Below are 4,079 nucleotides of genomic sequence, written 5' to 3' on the forward strand. Positions count from 1 at the left end.
GAAACAAAAATATTTATACTTCATTCTTATGATTTATACATTAACTTTAGTTTTTCGGAGGTTTCCTTGTCACTTGAGTTAATGAGTTATTTTTTTGGTAATATTTCAATGATTACAGCGATTAAATAATCGGTGCCTATTACTTGAATTTATGTAATAGTGTTACAAAATAAGTATTTTGCGACATACTACCATAAATAAGATCAGTAGGAGACTGCATAGTGATTATATTTCTCCTTTTTGTTGTTTATTATGACTGAATTATAGAAATAATATCATAGATGCAATAGTAATAAAAGGAATGTGATTTATTTGTCTAGGGAATCAAATGGGAATAAAACCAAGAGTAGAATTTAAATTTTAACTGAAATTAAATAATAAATTTTGGTTTAAATATATTTAAATTATAGTATAATAGCTATATGATAAATTATTTAACAAAAAATATTCGAATAGGTGGGTATTTATGAATGAAAGCAATCGTGTTGAATTCAAAAGAGAATTAAATGATAGTTTGGAGAAAGAAGTAGTAGGGTTTTTAAATTATGCTGAAGGCGGAGAAATATATATAGGTATTGAAGATGACGGATTTATTTTTGGTGTAGATAATTCAGATGACCTTCAGAAAAGAATCGTAGATAAAATTAAAAATAATATATACCCTTCTACAATGGGATTGTTTGATGTTATGACCGTTAAAATGGAAGATAAAGATATTATTAAAATTGCTATATCAAGCGGTCCTGAAAAGCCATATTATTTAAGAAAATATGGTTTGTCTCCTAATGGATGTCTTATAAGAGTAGGTACTACTGTTCAACAAATGACTATGGAAATGATTAATTCTTTATATTCCAAACGAATTAGGAATTCACTTGGAAAACTTTTATCACCTAGACAAGATCTAACATTTAAACAACTTAAGATTTATTACGAAGAAAATGGATACGATTTAAATGATAAATTTTTAAATAATTTAGAATTATATAATGAAGAAAATAAGTTTAATTATGCTGCATATCTATTAGAAAATGTCGGTGAGAATGTCGGTGAGAATGTCGGTGTAAAAACGATTAAACTTAATAAGACACAAGAAATTATTATTAGCCTTATTAATCAAGATAAATATATCACTCAGGCAGAGATAAGTGAAAAATTGAACAAAACTATTAGGACAATAGAAAGAAACATGAAAAAGCTTCAAGAAGAAAACCTTATTGCCAGAGTTGGTTCGGATACAGCTGGTTATTGGAATATCATAGATTAAAGGAATCCGTACCAGGAACTTAATTTATTAACAAAAGCTCTATCCAGTTGAGGATAGAGCTTTTAAATCATTTGAACTCGACCTTTTGTTAGTCGCTTATCCAGTAGCGACAAATAAATGACGGTGCCAGGCCCCATCCACTTGTAATGCGTGAGATACTTAATATAGCTATGTTGTGTATAATCAGACTTACATATCGAATTGTTTTTATAAGCACACGACAAATTTTGCAAGACAAATTTTTCCAATTGTTCTTGTAAATATGAAAGTTTTTTTGTATAATGCTAGTAAAGATAATTATAGAATTCATTCGGAGGTACTGATGGGTAGAAAACCTAGGATAGAATTTAACGGTGCACTTTATCATGTTATACAAAGAGGTAACAATAAAGAATATATTTTTGAAAACAATACGTACAAAAAATATTTGCTAAGTAAATTGAAAGAATTTAAATCAAACAAAAATTGAAAAACTTACATTAGATGATATTTTATATGAGGTTACTAAGAATGAAGAAATATTTACTGCAATTAAAAATGGATCTAGAAAAAGAAATTTAACTGAATATAAAAAATTATACATTATGAAATCGTTATCGGAAAATTATACCATGGCTGAAATAGGCAGCAATATAGGCATAAGTGAGTCGGCTGTTTGTTTATTGGCTAGCAAAAATTGAGGAGGTTTTTATGGCTTCCATTGTAAAAAGTTGTGCTATATCAGGTGTTGATGGTTATGTAGTAGATGTTGAAACTAAAACAATAGTTGGACAGCCTATGATTTCTATTGTAGGGCTTGGAGACACTGCAGTTAAAGAAGCGAGAGAGAGGGTTGAATCAGCTATTGTGGATGCTCATTTCGTGTTCCCGGAAATGAAAATTGTTATTAACTTGGCTCCTTCTGATTTAAAAAAAAGCGGGTCTCATTTTGATTTGCCAATTGCAATAGGTCTTATGATAGAAGACGGACAAGTTTCCATAAAAAGAAAGGAACAATTTGCTTTCTTTGGGGAACTGTCCTTAAATGCAATGATTAGAGGGTGTAATGGCATCTTGCCAATGGTTATTGCAGCTAAAAGTTCAGGTATAAAAAATATTATAGTTCCCAAAGACAATGTGGCTGAGGCTTCCATAATAAAGGGATTAAATGTTTTTGGCTTTAGCTCATTAAGAGATGTTATTGATTTTTTGGAATACAAAAAAGAATATGCTCATACAGTTGATGATATTGTTGAAGTTCCTAGGGACAATCTATTTGATTTAGATTTCATTGATGTTCAGGGGCAAGACTCTTTAATTGAATTTATAGTGGTAGCAGCTGCCGGAGGTCATAATATGCTTATGATGGGTCCTCCTGGGTGTGGAAAATCAATGATTGCCAAAAGAATTCCTACAATTTTGCCGAGCATGACTGAAAGTGAGTCCTTAGAAATAACAAAAATATATAGCGTTGCAGGTTTGTTGAAGGAAAATAAAAGCTTAATAACTACCAGGCCGTTCAGAGCACCACATCATAACGCATCTTTAAATTCCCTCATTGGTGGAGGAAATAATGCAACGCCTGGAGAAATATCTCTTGCCCACAATGGAGTTTTGTTTTTAGATGAAATTACTGAATTCAGCAAGAAAACTCTTGATTCATTAAGGCAGCCAATGGAGGATAAAAAGGTTACTATATCCAGGGTTAAATACACTAATTCCTATCCTGCTAATTTTATGCTAATTGCTGCCATGAATCCATGTCCGTGCGGTTACTATGGTACAGATAAATGCAAGTGTACAGATTATGAGGTTTTAAAATACAGACAAAAGATATCAGGACCGATATCTGACAGAATTGATATACAAAAATATGTTCAACCAGTAGATTTTATGAATTTAAGCAACTTTTCAAACATTAGCTGCATAATATTATTGCTATATGCATAAAATAATGTTAAAATTATGCATATAATACTAATGAAAAGCGGTGATCCATTTGAGAACGTTCAATTACAAAGAAATAGATAGAGAATTGTTTACGCCAGAGATCATGAATTTGATTTCTAAAATTTATCAATATAAGGGAAAGCAAGAACTGTTTATGGCAGCAAAGCCAGATATTATAGAAGCGATGATTAAAGTTGCCAGGATTCAAAGTACTGGTGCGTCAAATAGGATAGAAGGCATATATACATCGGATGTGAGACTTAATGCATTAGTCTCTAAAAAAGCAGAGCCGCTTAATAGAAATGAGGATGAAATCGCAGGATATAGAGAAGTGCTTAATACAGTACACGAAAGCTATGAGCATATCTCTTTAAATTCAAATATCATTCTACAGTTACACAGAGATTTATATAGTTATCATCCTACATCGAATGGCGGCAAATACAAAAACCAAGATAATGTGATAGAAGAGATTGATACGAAAGTTATTCATCGAGTAAGATTCAAACCGCTTTCGGCATTTGAAACACCCACTGCGGTAGAAAGACTATGTGAAGCCTACCTTGAAGCAAAAAAAGAAGGCAGAATCGATGCTTTAATTCTGATTTCAAAATTCGTATTGGATTTTTTGTGTATTCACCCCTTTAATGATGGCAATGGCAGGATGAGCAGACTTTTAACTTTGCTCTTGCTGTACCAGGAAGGTTATATTGTCGGCAAATATATTAGCATTGAAATGATTATTGAAAATACCAATGAAAGCTATTATGAAACCTTAAAACAAAGCTCAGAAGAATGGTATGTCGGAAGTAATAACTACAGTCCTTTTGTAACATATTATCTGAGCATACTATTAAAAGCGTATAAAGAGTTTTCTGAAAGA

General features: G+C 31.4%; 3 protein-coding genes and 1 pseudogene. All 4 read left to right on the forward strand.

All coding sequences use genetic code 11. The features are described 5' to 3' along the window. Nucleotides 1–466: 466 nt before the first annotated feature. Nucleotides 467–1,267, forward strand: coding sequence for an RNA-binding domain-containing protein (locus SA378_RS09795; RefSeq protein WP_318525810.1), 801 nt, complete (start codon nucleotides 467–469; stop codon nucleotides 1,265–1,267). A 322-nt stretch (nucleotides 1,268–1,589) separates the two neighbouring features. Then, entirely contained in the window at nucleotides 1,590–1,736 is a 147-nt protein-coding gene (locus SA378_RS09800) for a hypothetical protein (RefSeq protein ID WP_318525811.1), read from the forward strand. 221 nt (nucleotides 1,737–1,957) lie between these two features. Then, nucleotides 1,958–3,163, forward strand: a pseudogene (locus SA378_RS09805) (YifB family Mg chelatase-like AAA ATPase); the annotation flags it as partial. A gap of 73 nt (nucleotides 3,164–3,236) precedes the next feature. Further along, nucleotides 3,237–4,079, forward strand: an 843-nt coding sequence (locus SA378_RS09810; protein ID WP_412178692.1) for a Fic family protein, incomplete at its 3' end; no start/stop codon positions are given.

This window comes from Sedimentibacter sp., from assembly GCF_033447055.1.
In the GTDB taxonomy this organism is placed as follows: domain Bacteria; phylum Bacillota; class Clostridia; order Tissierellales; family Sedimentibacteraceae; genus Sedimentibacter.